The following is an 18,934-nucleotide window of genomic DNA, read 5'->3' as shown; positions in this document are numbered from 1 at the left end:
GGAGGGTGGCCCCGAGGGGGCGCGTGCGGGTCGGCTTCACTCCCGCAGAATTGGTCTAGTTCACGGTCTAGACCACTGTTTCGGTCTCACGACGGGTCGGGGTGCGCTACCCTCGGAGGGTGAGCAACGGTCTCCAGTGTATCAGTCCTCGGGCGTCAGGTGATCCCGCCGGAAGTGGGGTCCGGACCCGTGCTTTTCGGGCGTTCGCCGGAATTAGCGGCCGGGAACTGATATCCTGCCGGATAGTCGCTTCTGTCGCGCGCTATATCCGGTCGCCTCGATTCTCGGGCCGGTCCGTCGAATGTATCAGTAGGGCACTGTCAGCATTTCCCGCGTGGTCCCTGGTGTGGGTCCGGGAATGGGTGAGGGGAGACACGTCTTCGTGAACGTTGTAAAGCCTGGCTTGAAGGCCGCTCAGGCAGCCGCCGGCATCTCGCTGCGCGGGCACCAGGAGGAGGCGCTGGAGGCCATCGTGCGGGGCCTCACCCCCCGTCCGGGGCACCCGGCTCCGAACGGGCTGCGGGTGACGGTGCAGATGGCCACCGGCTCCGGCAAGAGCTACGTCGGTGCTGCGGCCGGCCAGAAGCTCGTCCCGCGCGGGACGGTGCTGGTGGTCGTGCCCACGCTGGACCTGCTGGTGCAGATGGTCGGCGCCTGGCGGGCGGCCGGGCGTTCCGGGGACATGCACGCCGTCTGCTCGCTGGTCGACTCGGAGCTGCCGTTCGGGGTGATGGCGAGCACCAGCCCGCGGATGATCGGCATGTGGCTGGCGAACGCCGCGAAGCGCCGCCGGCCGACCACCCTGTTCGCCACCTACACGTCCGTGGGCGCGGTCGCCGACGCCTACGAGTACTGGGCCGAGCGCCGGGGCGAGCTGCTGCCCCCGCTGGGCCTGATGGTCTGTGACGAGGCGCACCGGTCCTCCGGCAGTGTCGAGAAGACCTGGACGGTGGTGCACGACCAGGCCGCCATCCCGGCGGAGCGCCGGCTCTACATGACGGCGACCCCCCGGATCTGGGCGCCGCCGAAGCGTCCGGTGAAGGGCCGTGAGGGGGCCTACCAGCCGCTGCCGGAGGAACTGGCGGTGTCCATGGACGACCAGCGGATCTACGGCCCGCACGTGTACTCCCTGGGCCTCGCGGAGGCCATCGACAGGAAGTTGCTCGCCCCGTTCGAGATCGTGGTCCTGGAGCTGCGCGACCCGCTCGGCGACCGGGCCGCGGCCGAGGCACAGGGCGTGCCGTGGGGGCCGGGTGTCGGCGAGGCCGAGGACGGGAGCGAGGACGAGGTGCCGGCCGCGCGGATCGCGGCCATCCAGGCCGGGCTGCTCAAGACCGTGGTGGAGCGCGACCTCCGGCGGTGTATCACGTTCCACAGCCGAACGATCGAGGTGCGGTATTTCTCGGAGACGCTGAATCAGACGGTCGAGAAGCTGCACTTCGAGAACCCGCAGAAATACCCGCCCGAGGTCTGGGCGCAGTGGCTCTCCGGTGAGCACGAGGTCGACTACCGGAAGGAGCTGATCGGCGACTTCGGAAAGGGCGAGGAGGATGACGGGCTCAGGTACCGGATTTTCAGCAACTGCAAGGTCCTGGGTGAGGGCGTCGACATGCCAAATGCTGATTCGGTTCTTCTGCAGGGCCGGGGCAGCATGGTGGATATCGTCCAGGCCATCGGCCGGGCCCTGCGCATGCAGCCGGGAGAAGGAAAGACGGCCAGCCTGATCGTGCCGGTCTTCCTCAAGCCCGGAGAGGAGCCCGGGGACATTCTGGAGTCGGACTCCTACGGCCCGCTGGTCAAGATCCTGACCGCTTTGCGCAGCCACGACGCCAAGGTGGTCGAGGCTCTCGCGGTGCCGCAGAAGTCCGGCAGGCGGACCAAGGGGCGCAGCGCCGAGGCTGCTGTCGGGCCTGGTGAGAGCATGGTCGGGGCGGGTGGTGGTGGGGCTTTCACGCTGCCGGTGCGGTTCCAGGCTCCGGTGGACGAGAACGTGCTCGCGCTGTTCATCGCCTCGCGGGTGCTGGTCGGGGAGACGCAGTTGTGGCGTGAGGGGATCGGTCACGCCCGGAAATGGTTTGAGGAGACCGGCGGGCTTGACGTTCCCTATTCGGCACTGGTCGGGGAGAACGGTAATTATCCGCTGGGAAAGTGGTTGTCGGACCGGCGTGGCGAGAATGCGAATGGTGAGTTGGCGCCATACCGGGTGGAGATGCTGGACGCGCTCGGCATGATCTGGTCCGTGAGCGACGCGCGGTTCGAGGCTGGCCTGGACTGGGCCCGGGTGTGGGCGAAGGGCCACGGCGGGAGCCTGGCGGCGCCGGCGCGGGCCTCGGTCGGCGGGTACGCGATCGGGACGTGGCTCTCGGAGCTGCGGGCTGCGGCGCAGGTGCCGGCGGGCGAGCCGGGGGCGCTGGCGCCGGAGCGGCGGCGGGCGCTGGAGGAGATCGACCCGTGGTGGTGCCCGGTGTGGCCGGTGACCTGGCAGCGCGCCTACGCGACCGCCCGGATGTGGTGGCTGGACACCGACGGCCTGGTCGACTGGCCCCGGCTGCCCGCGGACACGGTGTTCGAGGGCGAGCAGCTCGGCCGCTGGGTGCAGGCGCAGCGGGCCGGCTGGCCAGACCTGGAGGAGGACCAGCGGGACCTGCTAACCGCGATCGGCATCGAGGCCGACCCGGAGCTGGTGGCCGCCAAGGCCGCCGCCGAGGCGAAGCCGAAGGTGTCCCGCGGCGACAGGTTCGCCCAGGGCGTCGCCGCACTCGCCCAGTTCGTCGAGCGGGAGCGACACCCCCGGGTGCCCCGCCCGCACAAGGAGCCGGTGGAGGCCGTGGAGGCCGGCCCCGGTGGCGAGGAGCAGGTGGTGGTGTCGCACTTCGCGCTGGGTACCTGGCTCAACAACCAGAAGGCACGCCGAGCGAAGCTCACGCCGCAGCAGCTCGCGCAGCTCGCCGAGCACGGCGTCGAGTGGGCGTAGCAGGCCGTCCCGGCCGGGCTGACGTCGTGGGCTGGCGGTAGGCCGCCGGGGCTCTGAGGAAGCGTGGGAGGCCGTCTCCCTGCGGATGACGGCCTCCCGCGTTCGCCTCGTTGGTCAGCTGGTGCTCAGGGCTCCCAGTGACCAGGCGACGATCTGGTCGAGGCGGCCTCGCCAGGGGTGAGGATTGCCATGCGGGATCAACTCGTTCGCGCTGAGGTACTGAGCCTTGGTGAGGTGGATGAACTGGGGTTCGGCGTCGTCGTCCGTCTCCCCGTCGTCATCCGTCTCCTGGTTCTCCTCCTCGTTCTCGGCGGTCTTGGTCGCCAGCGATTCCGCCAGGTTCTCGAACACCTCGTCAAAGAACGCGGCGGCGGGTGTTCCTTCGAGCTGCCGACGGTAGTCGTTGGCCCACTCACGGCCTGAGACCAGGTTGCCGATCACCACACCACCTGTGGTGGTCAGGGTGACGCTGACGGAGAAGTCCAGCTTCTCAACGGACCGGATGAGGCCTACCAGGACCGGATCGGATTTCAGAGCGCTCATCCCTGCATCGTAGGCGCCGGGTCCGACACAGGCCGGCCTGCTTGTAGAAGCACGGTCAGTCTCCGCCAGGTCTCCGGGCGTCCGCCATCTTCGCGGTGAGGGCGTCCTGAAGTGTGTGCAGGCGGCCGTGCGTTCAGCGCTCGTCCGGCTCGCCCAGGCTCCAGCCGCTGACCGCCGAGGCCGGCCCGCGCAGGCTGTCCGGCGGCGTCGGGGCGGTCCGGGTGGTCCGGCCCGGACGGACGTTGACGTCCTTCTTCAGGTACAGGAACCGCGGATTCGGCGCCCGTGGCACAGTTCGCGAGCGCGGCGGCCGGCCGCCAGCCGATCTGTGTCCGGAAGAGCTCATGGTGTCGGTGGACAGGAGCACAATGTTGCGTAGGTAACCCTTTCAGCCCATTGGGAGCAGAATGGACAGACGCCTTATCCAGACCGCGGTTGTCGGATCCCCGTACTCCGACGAACCGGCGATCTGCCCGGAGGACCCGGACGAGCTGACCGCCTTCCTCAAGGAGCACGCCGGGGCCACCTGGTGGTGCGGCGTGAACCTGCCGGGCGGCTGCGGCCGCCAGCTGATGACCCGCCTGTGCCACGACAAGATCTGCCACTTCGCGCACTACCGTGCCGTTGGGGACGACCGCGGCACGCCGTGCGGGCGCCTGGCCCGCGGCAAGGACGGCGCGGACCACCTGTTCATGAAGGCCGACCTCGCGGCCTGGCTGAAGGCGCAGGGCATCGGCGTCACCTTCGACTTCCCCGAGCCCCGGGGCTCCGCCATCGTCTCCGACCTCGCCGACGGCCGCCGCCTCCTGGTCCACCTCGACAGGACCCAGCCCGTGAAGTGGGACGATGTCGAGGTCACCGAGTTCCTCCTCGGCACCGGGGTCCTGATTCCCCCAGACCGCCTCACCGCCCGCGGCTATGTCCACCGCATCCGCTACGAGGGAGAGCGGGACGGCCGCCGACCGCTGATCATCGGCACCCAGAGGCCCGACCGGACCGACTGGTCCGACCTGCGCACCCTCATCCTCACCGCGCAGGGCTTCGCCCCGGCCGACCGCCCCGAGACGTCCCCGGCCGAGCAGGCCGCCACCGACGGCCCCGCGTCGCCGGGGCACGCGGGTGAGCGGCGGGCGATCGTCACGGTGACTCGCTCCGACACCGCGGCAGCTACCGCCGCCCGCAACCACGAGGTGGCCCAGGCCGCCGTCCGGAACCTCAGCTGGGCCGGTCCGGAGCGGCTCCGCGACGCCCTGGCCACGGTCGAGGAGCTGCTCACCCAGGACCAGAGCGTGGAAGACCGCCGGAACCTGGGCGAGGCCTTGACCGCTGGCCGGCGGCGGCTCACCCTGCAGACCCGCCGCCGCACCGAGGTGATGGTCCGGCTGCGCCGGGCCGAGCCCGGCACGCTTTCCCGGGAGCTCCTGGAGGAGGCCCGGCAGCTGACCTCGGATCCCGGCGCCTCGGAAGAGGACCGCGCGCTGGTGGCCGAACTGAGCGATCAGTACCGCGTCGAAGCCGAGCAGCGCCTCGCGGATGCGCGGCGGCAGCGGATTCTGGCCGCGCAGCGGGAGCAGGAAGCGCTCCAGCAGCAGCGGGCCGAGCTCCGCCAGCGCCAGGATGAGGCCCGGGCCGAGCTGGAGGCCGCCCAGCAGGGGACGAGGGGCGCTTCCCCGGCCGTGCCCCGGCGGCGCGAGGCACCGAAGGCGGCCGCTGAGTACGCCGAACTCGCCAAGCCCCTGCTCGGCGCGCTGAAGAAGGCAGCCCGGGAAGGGGAGACCCGCACCTGGGAGTCCGTTGCCGACCGGACCGGCACCAAGCGCCTGCGGCAGCTCGGCCACCCGGCGAGGGTCGAGGTCCTCGTGATCGCTGAGAGCGGGACCCCCGCCCACCGGCCACTGTGGTCGGTCGTCTTGGCCGCCGGCGGCGGCCAAGAGGCACTCGCGATCCACCGTGCCGTCTGCGAACGGCTGCAACGCCCCCTACCCGACGCCGACGAGGCCCTCCGTACGCGCCTCGACGAGGAGCGGACCATCCTCCAGCACGGCTGGTAGGGCTCACGATGTCCGGGGTTCCCCAAAACAAGGGGACCCGGGCATCGGCCACCGCACGTAGACCCGGCCCCGCACCGGGCAGTTGGAAGCCTTGGGCGTCGGCTGGTAGGCGAGGTCGGGCCGGGGTGGTGTCGTGACGGTGCCTGCGGCGCAGCGTCGGCCCGCCCGGACGCGCCGCGTCAGGCCGGGGCGGAGGGGACAGGCCTGACGGCGGCGGCCAGGCGGGGGCGAGCCGAGGCCGGCGAGGGCGGGCCGGCCGGCGGGGGCGAGCTGGCCGGCCGGGCAGTGGCACTAGAGCGACACTCCGAGGCGCGCCCACTGCGCGTGGACCTCATCGAGCGCCGTCCGGTGGTGCTTGCGGCGTCGACCCAGCGTCATATCGGCCGCCGCCTCGCGCACCGCCGGGCCGTCGAGTTCCAGCACCACGAGCAGCGACTCGAGGTCGGCCGCCATCTCGGCCGGCGACGGGTAGTCCAGCTCCTCCCCGAGCAGTTCCAGGGTCGCGCGCAGCGCGGGCCGCGGGTTCGTCTCGTCCTCGGCCGCAGTACGCAGTACGGCGGTGACGTCGCGTAGGGCGTTGAGGGCCCAGGCGGGCAGGGGGTAGAGGACGGCTCGGATGGCGGTGTCCGGTGGGGTGTTGGGGAGGTCGGCCGTGAGGTCCTTGAGGAGGTCGGCGGCGATGTCCAGGGTCAGGGCCGGGAGAGGGTAGTCGTGCGGGCGGGTGCGGGCTGCGGCGGCGGCCAGGCCGAGGACATCCGCGAGGTAGGGGGCGGGCCGGATCCAGGCTGGGGTGCCGGGCAGGATCCTCGGCAAGTCCAGCACCAGCGGGCTCGTGCGAACCGGAGCCGTAGTCGCGACGGTGCGCCGGCCGCGGCGCCAGGGCTCGCCGCCGGGCGGCAGGAAGACGCGGCCGGGCCGGGTGCGCAGGTCCTCGCACTCGGCGGCGGCCAGGTGGCGCAGCAGGGTGTCGAGCTGCGCCAGGGTGTGCCGGCCGGGCGGGGCGGCCTCGGCGACAATCAGGGCGGCGTCGAGGTGCCCGGCGATCTCGGGAGCCTCCGCGCGCCAGGCCGGGTTCGTGCTCCGCTCCTGGACGTTGGCGCGCAGTCGGTCGACCCAGGTCCAGTGCTCGCCCTGCGGCCGGGGGGTGATGAGCCAGCGGCGGAAGAAGTCCTCCTCCACGATCTGGGTGGCGGGGCGGTGGTCGAGCATGGCGCCGCATGCGTGGTGCTCACGGTCGGCGTCGTCCCGCAGTCGCAGGAGGTGGAGCCCCCCGAAGTCCCGGGCGAGGATCTCTCCGTGGTGGCGGCAGGAGTAGATCACCCATCGCAGGCGCGGGGGGCGGTGCCGGGTCTGCCGGGCCGTGGCGTGGGTGGCGGGCGCCGGACAGTGAGTGAGACGGCGGACGGTCGGCGGCACGGGGGCTCCTGGGTCGGCGGGGCGTTGCTGCGGGGGTACCCGGCGGGTAGTACGGCGCGATCACACAACCCGCCAGGCCGTCCTGACGGCGCAACCGGGACCAGCCCGACGCGGGCCCGGCCGCGCTGATCCAGTACGCGCCCGGCCCGCGCGGTGGGCAGGTGGGTGGCTACCGCGTCGGGGCCAGCGGTCTGCCGCATGCCCGGGCCGCCGGGCGGGCTACCGTCCGGCGTGGCGCTGGGTACCGCCGCGCCTACAGCTGGACCCCGAGGTGAACCCACTGCGCGAAGACCTCGGTGAGCGCCGTCTCGGTGCCGGCTTGCCAGCGGTCCAGGGCCAGGTCCGCGGCCGCCGCACGCACCGCCGGGCTGTCGAGGGCCAGGACCCCGACCACCGGCTCCAAGTCCGCCGCCATCTCGGCCGGTGTCCGAACACTCGGGTAGTCCAGGTCCTCCCCGAGCAGCCGCAGCGTCGACCGCAGAGACGACTCCGCCCCGTCCCCGGCCGCGGCGTGCAGCGCCGCGAGGACTTCCCGCAAGGCCCTGAGAACCCAGGCGGGGAGGGTGTAGAGGACGACCGGGGGCGCGGTGTCCCGTGCGACGGTGGTGAGCTCGGCTGCGATCTCGCCGATGGCCTCGCCCGCCGTCTCCAGGGTCAGGGCTGGGAGAGGGTACTCGTGCGGGCGGACGTGGGCGGCGGTGGCGGTCAGGCCGAGGACTTCGGCTAGGTAGGCGGCGTTCTGGATCCAGGCCGGGTTGCCGGGCAGGATCCGGGGCAGCTCCAGGCCTGCCGGGCTCTTTGTCGTCACGGGGCGAGTATCACGGTCCCGTGTCGTCTGGCGGGCGGTTCCGGCGAAACCCCTCCCCTGCCGGGGACGCTGCGGTATCCGGTGGGGCCGGGTGCCGTCCTGGCCGTCGTCGCCCTGATCGTGGCCGGCAGCGCCGGGGGCGGGCTCCAGCGCACGGTGCGCTGTTCGATTCCGTACGGGGTACCGATGGTCACCCAGACGTCGTCCCCGGCAGCGGCACCGGGGGGAACGGCGTGGTCGGCGAAGGCTTTTCCGGGTGGCCGGGGTGGGAGCGGGAGAACGGAACAGCGCTGGTCACACCCCCACCCTAAATCAAACAACTGTTCCCATTAAGCGACCGGGCTCGCACACGGCGGTCAGGGCCGGCGGTGGACGAGGACCTTGAGCACCTCCCGGGCGTCGCGGCGGCGGTCGGCGGTGCGGGCGAGCACCGCGGTGACGGCCGCGGCGGAGACGGCGAGGGCGTACCAGCAGGCGCTCGCCGCGGTGATGAGGGCGGCGTGCTGGAGCACTGTGGACATGGGGTTGCTCCGGTGGGTGTGGGCCGGACGGGATCGTGTTCTGGCGGTAGCGGAGGTGGCGGCCCGGTGGGGGCCGACCCGGGTGGCGGCGCGGCCGTCGGCGGCGGACGTTGCCGGGGTCCGGGGCGCGGGCACCTGGGGCGTTCCGGGGCGGGTTGGGTTCCCGGCGGTGCATGGCGGGCGGATCGGCCCGCCGGACGAAGGGCGGCGGGCCGATCCGCGGTTCAGTGGCTGGCGAGCTGTTCGATCTGGGTGGCGAGGCGGGGGCCGGGACGTCCGGCGACACCGTCGATGACGGGCGCGTCGCCGGGGCCGGCGCGGACCACCAGGCGCTCGACCTCGGGGGCCAGCTGGTCGGTGGGCTCGGCGTTCTCGGGGCTGGTCCACGGCACCAGGTGGGCGGGCAGGGCGCGCATGTAGCCGACCATGTCCGGCACGCCGGGTGGAATGGTTCCGACGCCGACGGGGCGGTCGAGGAAGGAGTGTGCTTCCTGGAACCAGCGGATGGCCTGGTGCAGTTCGCCGCGCTGCAGGTGGAGCAGGTAGACGAAGGTGGCCGAGAGCTGGTCGCCGGCACCGGCGGCCATGCCCCACCAGAACGCGGCGGAGGCGGGGTGGCCCGCCAGGTACAGCAGGCAGCCGAAGATCTGGAAGCCGGCGATCTCGGCGTCGATCTCGCTGACGTCTATCGGGTGCTGCAGCTGGGCGGGCCGGTCGTTGACCTCGTCCTGCTCGGCAAGGTCAACGACCGTGGCCAGGGCCTCCTCGGTGAGGACGGAGCGGACCAGGGAGTCCAGGCCCAGGCGGGCGCGGGAGTGGTGGGCCCACCAGGCGGGCTGCTCGTATTCGCCGCGCCGGTGCGCGGCCAGGTCGCGGGCGATGTGCCGGATGACCTGGGGGTAGTCGTCGGTGGTCCTGCGCTGGGGGCGGGCACGGGCGAGGAGCTGCTCGACCCGGCCGGGGGCCATCGGGTCGGTGGGGTCGGGGGCCGTCACTGGCGTCCTCCTCTGGCACGGTTCTGGTGGTCCTCGAAGAGCCGGTGCGGGGCCAGGTCGTCGCCGAGGAGTTCCTTGGCACGGCGCAGGTTCCGGTCGACTGTGGCCGGGTGGACGTTGAGGATCAGGGCGGCGAGCTTGCTGGTGAAACCCATGACCTGCTTGATCATGACGGCGGCGAACTCGCCGCGGGTCAGCGGTTTCATGGCGTCGTGGAAGGCCCCCAGATCGCTGTAGCGGTCGTGCAGGAGCGCGAACATGTCCTCGATCAACCGCCTCGCGGTGTCCAGGTCCCGCTGCAGGCGGGGGTCGCGTCCCATGCGGTAGGCCGCTTCCAGCACGGCCGCGCCCAGCACTTCCCAGATCTCCTCCTCGGCGTTGCGCGAGGAGAGGATCTGCTGCCAGTTGGCGCCCAGGTAGACGGTGACCTCGTGAACGACCTTCTCGGCCGCCGGCAGCGACTGGAGGACCTCCTCCGCGAAGCGCAGCATCTCGGGGCGCTGGCCGAGGATGTAGCCCTCGAACTCGACGCCGACCTCGGCGCCGACCACGTCGATGGCGTCCTCCAGGGCGAAGGTGTCGGGGAGAGCGGACACCGCGTCGGCCGCGGTGGCGGGGTCCCACAGCGGCGCGTCGTCGGCGCCCGTCACCCCCGGGGAGTCCTCGCTCAACGCTCCTCCCCGCTGTGCGGCGGGTGGCCGGCGCGCGACTTCGCGCCCCCCGCACACCGCCGGGGGCCACAGGCGGTGTGCGGGGGCCGCAGGTGCCGAAGCCGGTAGTGCGTACAGCTGTCCATGTGCTCGTTTCCGGTCGGATTGCGGCGCTCGTTGCTTCGCCGGAGCCGTCTTCGGCTCGCTTCCAGCTTTCCGGCACAACCCTCGGATTCGCGCACGAGATCCGAACGAATTTTACTAAGAGATCACCCATGGTTGCTTGGCGTAGTCGTCTTAGCAGTCGACGGCATCCCCCATGAGGTCGCCAGCTTGGCATATGCCAATAGCTCAGTTGATATGACCAATAACTCACAGTAGCTAAAGTGGCACACATCACACAACATGCCTGTCAGGAACCGGGTTTGACTGCCCATCGGGCCGCCGAGGCGCAGCCGCCGGGAGCACGGGCAGAAACGGTCAGCCCGACCCGGGTCGCGTACCGCCCCGATCGCCGCGCCCGCGCACCCTCCCCCCGGCTACAGGGGTGTCCCTGGCCGCCCAGGGACCCGGGCGGCCCGGTATGGGCCGAGCGCGACCAGGAGCAGCAGGACCTGCTCGCGGCGGTCGCCATCGAGGAGGACCAGGAGCTGGCCGCCGCGTGGACTGCGACCGCCTTGCGCAGTTCGCCGAGCACGGCGCCGAGTGGGCTTGGCGGGCCGTCCCGGCCAGAGCGCTGTCGTTGCCCGGCGGCAGGCTGCCGGGGCCCGGGGGAACGCTGGAGGGCCGTCACCTACGGGTGGCGGCCCCCGGCTTCTACCGCGTCGCGCGCCTCCTTGGGCCCGCTGCGTTCGCGGTGTGATTGGTCAGCGTCGCGGGGCCGGCGGGGTCATGCGCGCGTGCAGCAGCGTGGCGCGGGTGAGTTCGGTGCCCTGCTTGTGTTCCTCGTTGAACAGGGCGGTGAGTCCGGCCGGGGCCTTCGACCAGTGGTCGCGGAGGCTGACCGGGCGGGCCGGGTCGTCCAGGAGCTGGTTGACGACGTGGGCGGCCTCGGTGGGCCGGTCGCCCCAGCCGTCGCCCCACCACAGGTGGTCGCCCGGGCTGCAGGGGGCGGGGTGGACCTGCCCGTCGGTGGTGGTGATCCATACCGTGCCGTACAGGACGGCGGACGCCAGTTCGCCGCAGCCGGCGGGCAGGACGAGCGGGGCGTAGAAGAGCCACTTGGGCCCCTTGTCGCCGTCGTTCCTGGTGCGGACGACGGGCATGTCGGTGAGGGGGTCGACGAAGAAGGCCTCCACCTGCTTGCCCTCGGCCAGCGTGGCGTGGGCGGCGGTCGGGTCGCACACGGTGAGCCTGCGGGACCAGCGCGCGGCGATGGTCCCCTCCTTGTCCCGGACGTCGGTGAACCGCCCGTAGGGCAGCAGGCCGGGGTGGTAGCCGAGGGCGACGTCGGTGGCGGCGACCGCGTCGGGCTGGGTACTGGTGACGATCTCCCGCCAGCCCTTGGCGAGGACGTCGTCGACGTCGTCGTCCTCCTCCAGGACGTCGATGGGGTGAGCGGTCTCGTCGTGCCGGGCGGCGATGACCATCCGGGTCTGGTGCCGGGCGGCGTGGTCGCCGAAGATCTGGATGTCCGAGGCGACGTCCTCGACGCGCTGGTTGCGGATCTGGTCGGCCATATTGGTGAGCGCGGTGCGCGCGGCCGCGCTGAAGGCGGGGTTGCGGGCGGCCTTGCGCAGGGCCGTCTCGCGCTGTTCGGCCGGAACGCCGGCTACCACCGCGGCGGCGCCGGGCTGCCACTGCCGGACGACCTCCGGGCGGCGTAGCAGGCCGGGCCACCACGGGAGTGGCTGTCCGACGAGGTCGGCGATGTGTCCCCACCGGGCCTCGTACTCGATGCGCGGCTGGGCGGTGTCGGCGGCGACCAGGGCGGGCCCCGTGAAGCCGATGTCGCCGTACAGGGCGCACACGGTGACGATCTCCCGGTTGAACTCGGCGGCCAGGTCGATGGCCGCCGACGACGCCGCGCCGCTGTCGGTGGTGTGGAGCATGCGGATGACGCCGATGCCGGTGTGCCAGTCGGTGGCGGGACCGTGCGGGGTGTCGCGGTAGCCGAGGTGTCGGCCGGCCTGGCGCTGGCCGGGCAGGGGGCGGGCCAGGAGGGCACCGCGGTGGCGGAACTCCGGGGTACCGGCGGCCCACAGGTAGAGGGCGGTGCCGTCCCACACCTGTCCGGCCGGCTCCGGGTCGTAGGAGCGGTGGTGCGGGTTCTCCTCGGAGGCGGGGAAGTCCTTGTGCTGGCGGGGCAGCCGCCTCAGCCCGAACGAGCTGACCTTGAGCAGCTCCTGGACTTCCGTCTTGCTGAGGTACGTGGTGCCGACTCCCATACAGCTACTCCCTGTGTTCTCGACATTGCGCTCTGCTGTAGTCAAGCATCGGACCGCGGGGCGCTGCCGGGGAATTCCCCAAGTCGCAGCAGCACCGGCATCTCTCCGGAGCGCCGGCACGGTTCCCCGATGGGGACGGAGTACGTGAACCGGCGGACGCCATGGCGCGCAGCGGGCATGATCCCCTCATGGGTGACAAGACGACGGCCCCGTGGGTGTACGACCGGGTGACGAAGTGGTGGGTCGACCTCTCGCAGGGCACGGTTGGCCTGGAACCCGGCGAGGCCGGGGGCCGGTACGTGTGCCGGGCCTGCCAGGAGAACCTGGTCCTGCGCAGCGCCAAGCCCGGCGCCGTGAACAGGCCGCACTTCTCCCACAAAGCGAACGCGGACTGCTCTGCGGCACCGGCGGTACGCAAGGAACTGGAGCTGGACGACCGGATCGTCATCGAGTTCCAGCAGCGGATCACCCGGGCGTGGCCCGGCGCGCACTGCGTGCTGGAGTTCCCGGACGGCCTGGACGAGGGCGGCGCCGAGGGGCCCGCGGGGGTGCTTCCGCCGGCGGTCGTGGTCCGCGGCGGCCCGGACGGCCGGGACGTGTCGGTGGTGGAGCGGCCCCGCCGTCCGGTCGACATCGGCGAGGTCCAGGAGCGGATCCGCACGGTGCGGGCCCGCTACGGCGCCGGCGCCCGGCATGTGTGGTTCTGGGCGGCCGACGCGGCGTCCGCAGGCCGGCTCGCCGATCTGCAGGTCGCCCCGCAGGGCCGAGGCGGCCCGCTGGTCGACCACATGACGATCGCACCGACCGAGCAGCAGCTCGCCGTCGTCGCCGCAGGCGGCGGCGTGTACTTCCTCGACGGCGCCAAGGTCCTCATCCCCTACGGCGTGCACGACTTCACCCATGAGCCCAAGCCCGGCGAGGACTGGAACTTCACCGGCGGCCGCCGCAACTGGCGCCACGACTGGTGGATCAGCCACCCGGTCCCGGCGCCGGACGCGACCCGCTGGGGCCTCGCCCCGACCACGTTCGACGAGCTCACCCGCACCCGCGGCGTGTTCACCCTCACCGCCGCCCGGGACCTGATGCGCACCCTGGAACGAGTCCAGACCGGGCGGTGGAACGCCCGACAGCGGGCAGCCGCCGCGCTCTACCAGAACCGCCACCAGCCGCCCCTGCCCGCGCAACTCGCCCCCGCCAGCATCCCTCTTCCGGAACCACCTGCGCCGTCGCAGGGCGTCGGACAGACCGAACCGGCGCCGGCCCCGACCCGGGCCGAGCACCACGCCATTCCGCAGACGCCGACTCCCACCATCAGCGCGGTTCCACCACCGCCCCGCGCCGTACCCGCGGTTCCACCACCGCCCCGCGCCGTACCGACGACCACAACGGCGCAGCCCGGCCCGGCCGAAGCGTCGGCGGCCGACCGCACCGGCCCCGAGGAGGACTACCCCCTCGCCCCGCCCGCGCCCACCGACTCTCCGGTCCGACCCGCGCTGATCCCTCCCCGACCGGCGTATCCGCCCACCGTCCACCTGCCCAGTCACCGGGCTCCCGAGGTGCCGCCGGGCCACGGCGGTCGCAGCTGACAGCCCGGCGCCGACGGCCGCCCGCACGACGTCAGTCCCCGCCGGGTGTGCGGGCCAGCCGTGCTCTCAGCGCTCGTCCGGCTCGCCCAGGCTCCAGCCGCTGACCGCCGCGACCGGCCCGCGCCAGACCGGCAGCCTCCGGGCGGTCCGGCCCGAGCGGACGGTGACATCCTTCAGGTGCAGGAACCGCGGGTCGGACACCCGACGGCGACGCCCGTCCTCGACGGCCTGGTCCAGGTGCCCGAGCACCTCCCGCACGACCTTGCGCATCCCGTAGTAGTCGGCCTCCGCGACCTGACGGAAGTACAGGTCCTCCCACACCACGGTCGGGATCAGGGTCCCCGTAACGAGCACCCCGTCCACCGCCAGCGTCACGACGACGCCCTCGGCGACGTCCTGGTGCTCCACACCGACGCGCAGCAGCTCCAGGTACGGGTCCGGATAGGCCCCCTCCTGCAACATCACCCGCAACGCCGGCTGTACCGCATCTCGCCACGACACCGCGCTGCTCCCCTGAGTCGTCGCCTGGTTCAGACCGGATCCGAGAAATTAACCGCGGTTAATCGTAGGAGGCCGTGCCTTCGGGTGGGGTGGTTCTGCCGTTTCGTCAGCGTCTGAGATGCTTGTCCGGTCCGAAGTACCGGGATGGCTCCGGGAAGTCAACGGAGTCCGAAGTACCAGGCTGACGCTTGGGAAGTCAACGGATCAAGGAAGTAGAGCATGGCAACTGTCATCGTCGTCCTCAATCGCAAGGGCGGCATCGGCAAATCCACGATCACGGTGAACCTGGCCGCAACAACTGCTGCGGTTCTCGCCCCCGACAAGAGCGAGAGGCAGGAAGGCCTCCTCGCCCCGGTGGCCGCGGTGTCGCTGGACCCTCAGGGGTCCAGCGCTTGGTGGGCCGAGAGGGTCGGTGACGACCTGCCCTTCATCTTCGCCGAGGCCTACGACGATCTAGACGACCTGAAGCGTCTACGTGAGGCCACCGCCGTCGATATCGTGATCGTCGACACTCCGGGGTGGACTCCGCCAGAGGCACGGGACGAGAACTCCGGAGACCCGCTCGGTGAAGGGCGCGTCGCGGATTCGATTCGGGCGGCTCTCGACAACGCGGACCATGTCCTCGTCCCCATCGAGACCGAGTCGCTGGGGTGGCCTCCCACCAGAGACACGATCGAGCAGGTCATCAAGCCTCGCGGCATCCCCTTCACCGTCGTCGTCTCCAACTGGGACCCCCGTGACGGCGAAGGAGACAGGGAAGACACCAAGACGTACGTGCGGAACAACGGCTGGCCGCTGGCGAACACCGTGATCCGCCACTACAAGCTCCACTCGAAGGCAGCCGCGCTCGGGCAGGTGGTGACCCAGTACGCGAAAAGCAGGACCGCCCAGGAGTGCCAGGCCGACTTCAGCAATCTTGCGCTTGAGATGCAGCTGCGCATCGCGCGTACCCGTGAGAGGAATTCCTGATGGCCCGGCGCGTCAACGTCTCCGACCTCCTGGGGACCCCGCCGCCCGACAGCGAGAACCCGGAAGGAACCGAGAAGTCGGAGAAGGCGGACCGCCTGATCCATGTCAAGACGTCACGCCTCCTGCCGAACCCCCACAACCCGCGCGACGAGGTGGGCGACCTCTCCGACCTCAGCTCGATCCAGGAAATCCAGCGGCAGAGCCTTCTGGTCGTCACCAGGGCCGCCTACCTTGACCTGTACCCCAAGGAGTCTGAGAAGCTCCGCGGATACGACTACGTCGTGGTGAACGGGTGTCGACGTCATGCCGCCGCCGTAAAGTACGGGCGCGATCAACTGGCATGCGCGGTCAATGACAGCGTCGCACGGTCCCGAGCAGCTCTGCGCCGCGCCGCGTACGACGAGAACGTCGAGCGCCGTGACCTCGATCCCATCGAGGAGGCCAAGGCGGTCGTGGCGATCGTCGCGGAGTACCCGACTGCCAAGGAGGCCGCTGAGGCAGAAGGCTGGACGGGGGCTTGGATCTCGCAGCGAAAGAGTCTCCTCAAGCTGCGTCCCGAGGTCCAGGCTTTGGTTCGTTCACACGCTCGTACCGGTGGGGAGACGGGCCTCTCGATCCGCGCGGCGCGTCGGCTGGGGTCGGTCAAGGGAATCGAGGAGATGTCTGCCGAGCAGCAGCTTCGCGAGTTGGAACGCCTTGCCTCCGAGGACGCTGTGAAGAAGGCTGCCGACCGCCAGGCCCGCCAGAGCTCGAAGACACCGACGCCCGCGACGGCCCCCAGGAGCACCGAATTTACCGCGGTTAATCCGGCGCAGCCGGGCCCGGGCCGTCCCTCGGTGACCGCCGTGGCCGGGAGCTCCTCCGGATTTACCGCGGTTAATCCGGATCTTGCCGATGGGGCTGCTCTGCCGGAGCCCCGTTCCGAAGACGTCGCCGGACATGCCGACGCGGGGGAACGGCTGGTCAGCGATGCCGTACGGGAGCTGGTCCGTCTGACTGACGGGCCAGCTCGCATGGCCGATGCTCTCGCCGATCATCTGGCACCCGAAGCGCTCCACGCCGTTGCCGAACGGCTCTTGGCCCGGGTCCAGTAGGAAGTCAAGAGAGACCGTCAGCACGCTGGCGACATCAACTACAACAACGAGGGCCCGTACCCCAGCAACGCAGGGGTACGGGCCTTCTCGTGCCGGACTGCGGTCAGATTGCCGAGAGCAGCGCCGCCAGGGCGAGGGCGGCGCCGGCGGCGAGGGTGAGGTCGGCGGCGGCGGTCAGCAGTCGCATCTTGGTGGTGCAGATTCGGGAGAGGTGCTGGAGGCGGACGAGTTGGTCTTCCTGGGCGAGGCGGGCCTGGAGGGTGGCGGGGTCGTTCTTGGCCCAGTGCACGAACGAGGTGGTGCCGGGGGTGGAGGCGAGTCGGGGGCGGACGACCAGAATTGCGACGACGATGGCGGCCACGAGCGTGAGGACGCCGAGGGCGGCGAGGATCCGGCCGGGGGTGTGGAGGTTGTCGAGGTTCGCGACGGCGGCGACCAGGATGCCGTCGACCGCGAGGAACATGTTCGCCTTGTTGTCCGCCTTGCCGATCTCGCTGGTGACGGTGGTGAGGGCGGCCGCGATCTGTTCGGTTTCCACTGTTCTCCTTCGTCCTGCTGAAACGGGTCCGGCCCGGCCGCGCGGGTGGGTGGCCAGGCCGGAGATGGGGTCAGTTCGGGATGCGCAGTCGGTGACCGGGATGGTCAGCGGTAGGTCCACGGCTCGCTGGTGTCGATCCGGTCCGTGTCGAGGGCGACGGCCAGGCCGTGGTGGTCGCTCGCGTCGGCCGGGGCGTTGAGCAGGGTGTAGGAGACGATGGCCGGGGCGAGCGGGGCGGAGACCCAGAGCTGGTCGACCCGGTCGTCGCTGCCGGTGCGCCGCAGCAGGGCGTCGTCGCCGGTCTGCTCGTGCAGGTGCTGGGCGGTGTCGACCAGTCCGTTGGCGGCGAGCTTCCAGGCGACTCGGCGGTCCGGGACCGGGGCGGGCTGCTGGTGGAGCGCGGGGTCGGTGAGGGTGGTACGGGAGCCGCGGTTGTAGGGGCGCATGCGGTCCCAAGCCGGGTCGGGGCCGACGGCCGGCGGGTAATTGATGTCGCCGCCGAGGATGCAGTAGGGGCCGTACCGGTAGCTCCGCGACGCTGCGAAGTCCGCCTCCGTGATCGCACGGTCCACGCTGTACGGGGTGAGGTGCACGCTGGTGACGGCAAGCGGCGCGGGCAGGCCGGGGATGGTGAAGGCGGCGACGCCGAAGCCGTGGTGCGTCTCGGCGTCGGTGTAGTCGGTGTTCCAGGCGGTGCGTCGGCCGAGGGTGTCGCGGCGGTAGAGCAGGGCGGTTCCGCGGCCGGAGCGGGAGGGGGCGAGGAGTCCGTCCATGCCGAGGTCGTGCTCGGCTCGGACGAGCTGGCGGTGGCCGGCGTCGGCCCAGCCCTCGGCTTCCTGGAGCAGCACCAGGTCCGGGTCGACGGCGGTGATGCGCTCGGCGAGCGGCGGCCATCGGTCTTCGCGGCCGCCGTCGGCGTCGAACAGGCCTCCGCGTTGCAGGTTCTGGACGACGATGGTCAGCTTCATGGTCCTCTTCTTCGGGTGTGGCGGATCGGATCCGGGTGTTGGTCGCGGTGGTGCCGCCGCCCCCGCGACCGGGTGGGCGCGGGGGCGGCGGGAAGAGTGGGCGCTTGGCGCGGCGTCAGCGTCGGATGGAGACCTGGCCGGTCGTGGACGTGGCGCGGACGTCCGGTCCGCCGGCCGGGGCGTCGGGGGAGGCGGTGACGGTGACGTCGCCGGACATGGAGCCGGCGGTCACGGCGCCGGGGTTCGCCGCGAGCGCCCGGATGTCGCCCGACATGGTCTGCAGGTCGGCGCCCGCGCCCAGCCAGCTCGCGCGGATGTCGCCGGACATCGTGCGGGCGCTGACGGTGCTGACCGTTCCAACGGACACGTCGCCGGACTGGGTGGTCGCGGCGACGGCGGTCAGACGGCCGGTGGTGGTCAGGTCGGCGGACTGCGTGCGGCCGATGACGGAGCTGTCCTCCGGAACCCGGGCGGTGACGACGACGGGGGCGGGGCCCTGGACCAGGGTGGCGCCGCGGCCGCCGACCCGGCCGCCCACGATGGTCAGGTCGCCGTCGATGACCATGCCGGTCACCGAGCCGTACACGGTGCCGGCACGCTGCATCGTGATGGTGCGTCCGGAGCGGGAGACGATGGTGGTCGTGCCGTCTCCGACGCCCTGGCCCTGGACGCGGGCGACGAGAGCGCCGCGCGGGTCCCAGCGCAGGTCGGCGCTGGTGACGGCGTCGGCGGCCTCGCCGGTGTCGTCGGTGGTGCTGATGGTGATCTCGGCGGTGGTGAGGCCGGGGACGGCCTGGACGTCGACCCGGCCGTGGATGCCGAGCAGGGACAGGTCGACGGTGGTCGCGCCGGCGGTGGCGGCGGTGAGGGTGCGGGTGGTGGCCATGAGTGTGCTCTCCCTGGTACGGGGTCGGGTTCGACCGGGCGGCCGCG

The 18,934-nt window shown here is 71.8% G+C and carries 17 protein-coding genes; 5 read left to right on the top strand and 12 right to left on the bottom strand.

Annotated features, from left to right (window positions below; all coding sequences use genetic code 11):
- Positions 1-403 precede the first annotated feature (403 nt).
- A complete protein-coding gene (locus AE652_RS06190) occupies positions 404-2,974 on the top strand; it encodes a DEAD/DEAH box helicase (RefSeq protein ID WP_159028373.1) in 2,571 nt (856 codons plus the stop codon).
- 114 nt (positions 2,975-3,088) lie between these two features.
- Here AE652_RS06190 and AE652_RS06185 read toward each other — a convergent pair whose 3' ends face one another.
- On the bottom strand, positions 3,089-3,517 hold the full coding sequence (locus AE652_RS06185) for a hypothetical protein (protein WP_049650139.1): 429 nt from the start codon (positions 3,515-3,517) through the stop codon (positions 3,089-3,091).
- 133 nt (positions 3,518-3,650) lie between these two features.
- Positions 3,651-3,809 carry a hypothetical protein gene (locus tag AE652_RS46210; protein WP_159028372.1) on the bottom strand — a complete coding sequence of 53 codons (159 nt, stop codon included), beginning with the start codon at positions 3,807-3,809 and terminating at the stop codon, positions 3,651-3,653.
- Between the two features lie 115 nt (positions 3,810-3,924).
- Between AE652_RS46210 and AE652_RS06180 the strand changes: the two genes are divergently transcribed.
- Positions 3,925-5,568 (top strand): hypothetical protein, encoded by a 1,644-nt coding sequence (locus tag AE652_RS06180; RefSeq protein ID WP_049650138.1) that lies wholly within the window; start codon positions 3,925-3,927, stop codon positions 5,566-5,568.
- 291 nt (positions 5,569-5,859) lie between these two features.
- Here the strand turns inward: AE652_RS06180 and AE652_RS06175 are convergent, their stop codons facing one another.
- The 6 genes from AE652_RS06175 to AE652_RS49150 all read right to left on the bottom strand — a co-directional run bounded on the left by AE652_RS06175 (position 5,860) and on the right by AE652_RS49150 (position 12,345).
- On the bottom strand, positions 5,860-6,888 hold the full coding sequence (locus tag AE652_RS06175; protein ID WP_159028371.1) for a hypothetical protein: 1,029 nt from the start codon (positions 6,886-6,888) through the stop codon (positions 5,860-5,862).
- A gap of 349 nt (positions 6,889-7,237) precedes the next feature.
- Complete coding sequence (locus AE652_RS06170) at positions 7,238-7,792, bottom strand: hypothetical protein (protein WP_049650136.1); 555 nt, start codon at positions 7,790-7,792, stop codon at positions 7,238-7,240.
- A 356-nt stretch (positions 7,793-8,148) separates the two neighbouring features.
- Positions 8,149-8,313 (bottom strand): hypothetical protein, encoded by a 165-nt coding sequence (locus AE652_RS46205; protein ID WP_159028370.1) that lies wholly within the window; start codon positions 8,311-8,313, stop codon positions 8,149-8,151.
- A gap of 224 nt (positions 8,314-8,537) precedes the next feature.
- Positions 8,538-9,308: a hypothetical protein gene (locus tag AE652_RS06165; RefSeq protein ID WP_049650135.1), complete on the bottom strand. Its 771-nt coding sequence runs from the start codon at positions 9,306-9,308 to the stop codon at positions 8,538-8,540.
- Complete coding sequence (locus AE652_RS06160) at positions 9,305-9,979, bottom strand: hypothetical protein (RefSeq protein WP_159028369.1); 675 nt, start codon at positions 9,977-9,979, stop codon at positions 9,305-9,307. Before AE652_RS06160 ends, AE652_RS06165 begins: the two co-directional genes overlap by 4 nt.
- A gap of 845 nt (positions 9,980-10,824) precedes the next feature.
- Entirely contained in the window at positions 10,825-12,345 is a 1,521-nt protein-coding gene (locus tag AE652_RS49150) for a hypothetical protein (RefSeq protein ID WP_049650132.1), read from the bottom strand.
- Positions 12,346-12,533: 188 nt separating this feature from the next.
- On the opposite strand from AE652_RS49150, the gene AE652_RS06145 reads away from it, so the two are divergent.
- Entirely contained in the window at positions 12,534-13,931 is a 1,398-nt protein-coding gene (locus AE652_RS06145) for a hypothetical protein (RefSeq protein WP_049650131.1), read from the top strand.
- Positions 13,932-13,997: 66 nt separating this feature from the next.
- Here the strand turns inward: AE652_RS06145 and AE652_RS06140 are convergent, their stop codons facing one another.
- The gene (locus AE652_RS06140) at positions 13,998-14,393 is read right to left on the bottom strand and encodes a hypothetical protein (protein ID WP_049650130.1); all 396 of its coding nucleotides are present in this window, start codon (positions 14,391-14,393) and stop codon (positions 13,998-14,000) included.
- A 258-nt stretch (positions 14,394-14,651) separates the two neighbouring features.
- Here AE652_RS06140 and AE652_RS06135 point away from each other — a divergent pair, with 258 nt between their 5' ends.
- Together AE652_RS06135 and AE652_RS43000 are read left to right on the top strand one after the other, a co-directional pair.
- Positions 14,652-15,401 (top strand): ParA family protein, encoded by a 750-nt coding sequence (locus tag AE652_RS06135; protein ID WP_049650129.1) that lies wholly within the window; start codon positions 14,652-14,654, stop codon positions 15,399-15,401.
- Positions 15,401-16,495 carry a hypothetical protein gene (locus AE652_RS43000; RefSeq protein WP_053111983.1) on the top strand — a complete coding sequence of 365 codons (1,095 nt, stop codon included), beginning with the start codon at positions 15,401-15,403 and terminating at the stop codon, positions 16,493-16,495. The genes AE652_RS06135 and AE652_RS43000 overlap by 1 nt, the downstream gene beginning before the upstream one ends.
- Positions 16,496-16,598: 103 nt before the next feature.
- Here the strand turns inward: AE652_RS43000 and AE652_RS06125 are convergent, their stop codons facing one another.
- The 3 genes from AE652_RS06125 to AE652_RS48955 form a co-directional block, all read right to left on the bottom strand.
- Complete coding sequence (locus AE652_RS06125) at positions 16,599-17,033, bottom strand: Pycsar system effector family protein (RefSeq protein ID WP_049650128.1); 435 nt, start codon at positions 17,031-17,033, stop codon at positions 16,599-16,601.
- A 104-nt stretch (positions 17,034-17,137) separates the two neighbouring features.
- Positions 17,138-18,001, bottom strand: coding sequence for an endonuclease/exonuclease/phosphatase family protein (locus AE652_RS06120; RefSeq protein WP_049650127.1), 864 nt, complete (start codon positions 17,999-18,001; stop codon positions 17,138-17,140).
- Between the two features lie 115 nt (positions 18,002-18,116).
- Positions 18,117-18,887, bottom strand: coding sequence for a DUF4097 family beta strand repeat-containing protein (locus tag AE652_RS48955; RefSeq protein WP_049650126.1), 771 nt, complete (start codon positions 18,885-18,887; stop codon positions 18,117-18,119).
- Positions 18,888-18,934: the final 47 nt, after the last annotated feature.

The organism is Kitasatospora sp. MY 5-36, assembly GCF_001182915.1.
In the GTDB taxonomy this organism is placed as follows: Bacteria; Actinomycetota; Actinomycetes; order Streptomycetales; family Streptomycetaceae; genus Kitasatospora.
The sequence above is the reverse complement of the archived record's forward strand: the minus strand, read 5'-3'. Positions and strand labels throughout refer to the sequence as shown.

Bases quoted from the DNA above. Each gene is read 5' to 3' on its own strand.
- AE652_RS06185 (WP_049650139.1), bottom strand. From the start codon at position 3,517: ATGAGCGCTCTGAAATCCGATCCGGTCCTGGTAGGCCTCATCCGGTCC.
- AE652_RS06180 (WP_049650138.1), top strand. From the start codon at position 3,925: ATGGACAGACGCCTTATCCAGACCGCGGTTGTCGGATCCCCGTACTCC.
- AE652_RS46205 (WP_159028370.1), bottom strand. From the start codon at position 8,313: ATGTCCACAGTGCTCCAGCACGCCGCCCTCATCACCGCGGCGAGCGCC.
- AE652_RS49150 (WP_049650132.1), bottom strand. From the start codon at position 12,345: ATGGGAGTCGGCACCACGTACCTCAGCAAGACGGAAGTCCAGGAGCTG.
- AE652_RS06145 (WP_049650131.1), top strand. From the start codon at position 12,534: ATGGGTGACAAGACGACGGCCCCGTGGGTGTACGACCGGGTGACGAAG.
- AE652_RS06140 (WP_049650130.1), bottom strand. From the start codon at position 14,393: ATGTTGCAGGAGGGGGCCTATCCGGACCCGTACCTGGAGCTGCTGCGC.
- AE652_RS06135 (WP_049650129.1), top strand. From the start codon at position 14,652: ATGGCAACTGTCATCGTCGTCCTCAATCGCAAGGGCGGCATCGGCAAA.
- AE652_RS43000 (WP_053111983.1), top strand. From the start codon at position 15,401: ATGGCCCGGCGCGTCAACGTCTCCGACCTCCTGGGGACCCCGCCGCCC.
- AE652_RS06120 (WP_049650127.1), bottom strand. From the start codon at position 18,001: ATGAAGCTGACCATCGTCGTCCAGAACCTGCAACGCGGAGGCCTGTTC.
- AE652_RS48955 (WP_049650126.1), bottom strand. From the start codon at position 18,887: ATGGCCACCACCCGCACCCTCACCGCCGCCACCGCCGGCGCGACCACC.